This window comes from Pollutimonas subterranea (assembly GCF_002849655.1).
Classification (GTDB): domain Bacteria; phylum Pseudomonadota; class Gammaproteobacteria; order Burkholderiales; family Burkholderiaceae_B; genus Pollutimonas; species Pollutimonas subterranea.
Genome location: NZ_PDNW01000044.1, coordinates 1 through 5,226, shown reverse-complemented (window position 1 = coordinate 5,226; position 5,226 = coordinate 1). Strand labels below are relative to the sequence as shown.

Here is a 5,226-nt window from a genome sequence, read left to right as displayed (position 1 = left end):
CATCATTCAAACATCTTTATGCTCGGCGGCGAGAGCTATCGACTGAAGCAGAAAACATCCAGTTAGCAAAGAATGGGTGGGTCAATTTTATTGGCCAATAGTGGGTCAAAAGTAATGGCCATTGACACTTGCAGCACCAAAGCGTGCGTGAACTGCTGGCGAACTATGTCGTTGACTTTCGCGAGCTTGGAGTACTCCAGTTTCAAACCGGAGAAATCACGGGACGTGGCCAGCCTGAAAAGTATGCCCTCCTAAACGAGGATCAGGCGTATCTACTGCTGACATTCAGCCGCAATACTGCCAGAGTACGGAAACTCAAAGTTGGGTTGGTGAAAGCATTCCGCGAGGCGCGTCAAGTTATGGGGGTTCACCAAGATGAGTATCTGCCGACCTATCGCAGCTTGCACGATGAAATCTCTCGATTGGCTGGTGAAAGCCGCAACGCACGCTTTGTTCACATGAACATCAACAAAGCCATCAACCAGACTTTAGGCGTCAAATCAGGCCAGCGCCACGGCTTGCCCTTGCCTTGCAAGGCAATGCTCATTGTGGCGCAAATTGTGGCTCGCAATGCAATGACGACCTCACTTGACCATAAGGATGCCTACCAATCGGTGAAAAGGGCGCTGCAGGCGTTGCATCAGGCGCTGGTGGTGGCTCGTTATGCGTAATCCCATCGAGCCGCTACACAGCAGCGTGCGAACTTGAGCGTAATAGCTATGCTGAAACCTAAGTTTGAATATATCCCCGCCGCACTAAGGGAGCACCCGCGTTGGGTGACGTGGGCAGGCCCTAAGGTGCCATTCGACCCCATGTTGCCTAATAGCCCTGCAAGTGTGAACGACCCGCACACATGGGGCTCCTTCGAGAACGCGAAAACGGCTTACAGGGAGGGTGAGCGTGCAGGCATTGGTTTTGTGCTAAACGGTGATGGCCTAGTTGGTATCGATCTCGACGGTTGCGTAGAGCGTGGTAAACCTGATATGCGAGCGATTGCCTTGCTGGATCGCATAGGGTGCGGCTACGTTGAGTTCTCGCCTTCAGGAAAGGGATTGCGTAGCTTTGGTTTTTCAGGGCCGCCAAGGCGTTGTAAAGGCGTCATGGACGGAATCAGCGTAGAGGTTTACTCGACCAGCCGTTATCTCACAGTGACCGGCCATGTCTTACGTGAAGGTCCCATTGTCGAGCTGCCGGGCTTTACTTCTTTGTCGGATGACTTGGTACCTACAGAAGAGAACAGAAGAGAACATAGGATTACAGAGGATGACAGAAGTCATCTTCAGTACTCTTCTGTAGGTATTCCTTGCCACACCATACCCATCGAAGAAAGCCAGCGGAATAAACGACTATTCGAGCTAGCGCGGTATTTGAAGGGAGAAATACCGAATGGGACTGCCGCGCAGCTTCGCGCACTCGTGCAAGAGTGGCATAGATTGGCGCTACCTGCCATTGGAACCAAAGACTTCGGTATTACATGGGCTGACTTCATTCGGGGTTGGGAAAAGGTGCGCTTTCCTACTGGTGCAATTTTGGCCACCGTGCTGGAAGGGGTGGACGGCGATCCGCTACCCGACGGCATCGAGACGTTGGGGTACGGACATCACGGCATCATGCTGGTCAAGATTTGTCTGCGCTTGGCTTTGCACCATGATCCAGAACCGTTTTTTATCAGTGTTCGCCAAGCTGGCGGACTGCTAAATATCCATTTCACTGACGCATCGAAACTGCTATCGGCGTTAGTGACTGATGGCGTCATTGCCCTGGCCGAGCGGGGTGGAGGTAAACGCGCTAGCCGGTACCGCTGGAATTTTTCACCCGGCGCGCACAGCCACAGAATGAACGGATGAAAACATCAAATCAGGGCATTCGGCGACCGCCGTTTTGGATGAGCGAAAAAACTGACAGGCGTATAGCAGCGGCATAATGTGTGCGCAGTTTTCAAGGTCTACCGAGGGTATATGAAATGATAGGGCGACTTCGCATTGATCGACGTATTTGCTTCATATCCAATACGAGCGACTTCCTGAATTAGCGGTTCGAGTTCAAATTCAAACTTTGATCTGTCGCGATTTATGATGTCGAACGCTTGCTCGCTATAAGCCGGAAGGAAGATGCTCTTTCCGAAGAGCTTAGCGACTCCCATGTTAAACACCTTTCAATTATTGCCACTGATGGGACGACAAGGAATGCCACCTTTACTGATTGATCCAGCCGCGCAGAAGCTCCAAGCCCTTTATGCGTCGACTGAGTGGCGCAAGTTTGCCGACCGAAGCGCGCATGAGACGGCTTCGCGAGTGTACGCAAAGTGTCCGCCGCCGCAGCGCAAACTTGCCGGCCTTGAAGCGGCAAACTACATTGAGGCGATCATGCCGCTGACACAAGCCGACATTCTTGAGCAACACAGTGGCTACGGCGCAGTTCGATGGCTTTGGTACCTGCGCCGGGCGCCCGACAGCCTGTTTAAAGGTCTTTACGGAACCACGCTCGGCTACGACTCACACCTGGCGGAACTGCTTTCATCACAGTTCATGGCGAGCGATGTGAGTCACGAGGCCGAGCGTGTCGCGTTTCGTGTTGACGACGCATCCTTTCGCCACCTCGTCCGGTATGTTGGGCGTGTAAAGCTCTTGTCGCAACTGCATGTACTTTACAGACGCGTCGGCAAAGGCGCTATCCTCGACGCAAGTCATCCGATCCTCGTGAGCGAGGCCAGCGAGGCCGTCGAGCGGGCGATGCGGATTTACGACGCCCGGCACGATTACTCGCATGAATTTATCGGAGCTGGTCTCGGCTTGGTCTCTGTTGCCCCCGACTTTGAAAAGCTCATTGATGAGAGTGCAATAGGGGAACCAATAGCATTCCTATCGTTGGGATGCGCGCCCAGCTTCCCAGCGCCTGTGACCTATCCAGATGGCGCTGGCGGGCTCTGCGTTGTGACTGCGCAGGTTCGCCACGTAATAAACGAGCTTAGATTAGTTCGTCTTTTGCGTCCAATGGGTGAAGAGGGTGGCGTTCCGGAGTACTTGTCCGGCATCGCAGCGCTGATCCAATTGCTGGTGTTGGTGCCGGCGATCTGTGTGCATGTACCTTGGGCGTTTTGCTCAATCATCCAGCATGGTTACGTCTTCGTCGGCGAAGAGCGGCTCCGTGACATTTTCGATCACCACCTGGCTGAGATTGTCGAGCAACTGGCACCGCTGACGCCGGGCTTCGCTTGGCCAACAAACTTTATCGAGTGGCGCGAGTCAGTGCTGGATGTCGTTCCGTCGGTGTGGCCTCTCTCCAGCGGCAACGTTTTGCGCCGGTTTCGCGATAATTTCCTGATTGACACCACTAGCGCCTCACAAGCGCTGCTGCATCGACTTGAACTGGCTCGCTCGCCATTGACCGGAAATTTGAGAGGCCGAGAGTTCGAGTTGCAATGCCAGGATCTAATTGACGGCACGCCTTGGGCGCCACCCCCTGAAGTGAAGTTTTTTCGCGGCCGTCGGCTGCGTCAAGGAGGGGTGATTCTGACCGATATTGATGCCATCGGTGTCAAGGGACGAACTTTACTGATCGTGTCATGCAAGAGCATCATCTACGGCCGCGACTATGACCAAGGCGCATTCCGAGTTATAAGAAACATCCAAGACACTGTTGATAACGCGGTCGTCACATGGGAGAGAGTGGTTGCGCAATTGAGGCTCCAGCCGGCCGGCGAGAACTTCGACTTCTCCCAATTCGACGAAATTATTGGGGTGGTATGTACGCCATTTGCAGCTTATTCAAGCGAAGAACGAACCTTGGCTTTCGTCCAACCAAAACTACGGGCGAATTCGTCGATACGCGAACTTAGGGATTGGCTCGCTTGCAGCATAGCTACCGAAACGTAAGTCGTTAACGTCCGAAAGAGGTGATCTCAGGCTTTCACTAATGGCTCAAACCGACCCATTGCAGCCCTTCGAGTATATCGATAGCCGTAATGACCGCATCGAGAAAAACTGACATCGAGCACGACAATTTGCGTGGCCACTGCGCATGAAAGGAGTGAATTCCTTTCATGCACAATTACGGATCAAGGCCAAACAAAATACATCAAAGAAAAAACTAAACTACGCGCTTGAGTTCGGCGTAATCCCCATTTGTACGAAGAGTCACCGTAACGTCTGATTCAGTTCGGTTGCGCCAGAACCAACCGTGGTTCCCGTCAAATGCTGCGTCTAACACTCCTTCATCCTTCGCTACACCACGGCCTTTTTCATAGGAAATAGAGCGCCCACCCCCATCGCCATGCGTGTCATAGTTCACGACAGCACCATTGGCCGTCCAGGAAAAATTGGCTTTTGCTCCCGCCGCCATAACTAGCTTGATCTCAGCCCCTTGTCCCGGCTTCAGAGTGATACTTATTTCATCGGATCTGCCGGTTTGAGCCGGTGCCGCGCTGGCTTGTGTATTGGATGGTGCTCCCGAAGCTTGAGCAACAGGGGCGGGCGGCTGCGGTGCCTGGCTGACCGTAGGAGTGGCGTTTGATGCAACGACGGGCGCAGGCGGCTGTTGCGTAACCTCTCTGGCGGCGGTATCGGCAGCAGCGTCAGCGGCTGATTCGGCTGCAAGTTGTGTCTTGATTTCACCCATTTCGGTTAGGCCCAACACGCGGCCGATTCGCGTGGGATCGATCGCATATTCGGATGGGAGTACTACGGTCACAAGAATGACCAAGGCAGCGATAGCCGCAATAATGGTGGAGCGCTTGAGTTGTTCAGAAGTCGGCAACTCTGCGCGACGTGGAAGGTCGGTGTTGTACATACTGGATCCTTTACGAAACGATATAGCCGGTAATTTGATAGCCCATCAGGATGAAGCCTGCGCTCATCATGACGACGTTGGCTGTATAGGCGTGGCGCCAGAAGCTCTCTGTGCGACGCCAATAGCTCATGGCGATGAGGATTGCACCAAGCGCCAGCAATTGCCCAATTTCCACGCCAACATTGAAGGCGAGCAGATTGGGAACCAGGCCATCCGGTGAGATGTTGTATTCGATGATCTTTGTAGACAGGCCAAAGCCGTGGAAAAATCCGAAAATCAATGTCGCCACTTTGGTATTGGGCTGAAATCCGAGCCAGCGCTGGTATGCGCCCATGTTGTCGAGCGCCTTGTAGACGACCGACAAGCCAATGATGGCGTCGATGATGTAACTATTGATCCCGACATTGAAATACACACCAAGCAGCATGGTGGTGGAGT

Annotated in this window: 5 protein-coding genes; 3 read left to right on the top strand and 2 right to left on the bottom strand. The window is 53.4% G+C overall.

The features are described from left to right. The first annotated feature begins 143 nt into the window (after positions 1–143). The 3 genes from CR159_RS21185 (at position 144) to CR159_RS21170 (ending at position 3,875) form a co-directional block, all read left to right on the top strand. Complete coding sequence (locus tag CR159_RS21185; protein WP_158238587.1) at positions 144–671, top strand: Rha family transcriptional regulator; 528 nt, start codon at positions 144–146, stop codon at positions 669–671. A 141-nt stretch (positions 672–812) separates the two neighbouring features. After that, positions 813–1,847 (top strand): hypothetical protein, encoded by a 1,035-nt coding sequence (locus CR159_RS21180; protein ID WP_143705502.1) that lies wholly within the window; start codon positions 813–815, stop codon positions 1,845–1,847. Between the two features lie 294 nt (positions 1,848–2,141). Then, positions 2,142–3,875 (top strand): hypothetical protein, encoded by a 1,734-nt coding sequence (locus tag CR159_RS21170; protein WP_102075917.1) that lies wholly within the window; start codon positions 2,142–2,144, stop codon positions 3,873–3,875. 214 nt (positions 3,876–4,089) lie between these two features. On the opposite strand, the gene CR159_RS21165 is transcribed toward CR159_RS21170, so the two are convergent. Continuing rightward, on the bottom strand, positions 4,090–4,788 hold the full coding sequence (locus CR159_RS21165; protein ID WP_102075916.1) for a hypothetical protein: 699 nt from the start codon (positions 4,786–4,788) through the stop codon (positions 4,090–4,092). A gap of 10 nt (positions 4,789–4,798) precedes the next feature. Continuing rightward, a partial coding sequence (locus tag CR159_RS21160) for a HupE/UreJ family protein (protein WP_143705475.1) occupies positions 4,799–5,226 on the bottom strand: 428 nt, incomplete at its 5' end.

Bases quoted from the DNA above. Each gene is read 5' to 3' on its own strand.
- CR159_RS21180 (WP_143705502.1), top strand. From the start codon at position 813: ATGTTGCCTAATAGCCCTGCAAGTGTGAACGACCCGCACACATGGGGC.
- CR159_RS21170 (WP_102075917.1), top strand. From the start codon at position 2,142: ATGTTAAACACCTTTCAATTATTGCCACTGATGGGACGACAAGGAATG.
- CR159_RS21165 (WP_102075916.1), bottom strand. From the start codon at position 4,788: ATGTACAACACCGACCTTCCACGTCGCGCAGAGTTGCCGACTTCTGAA.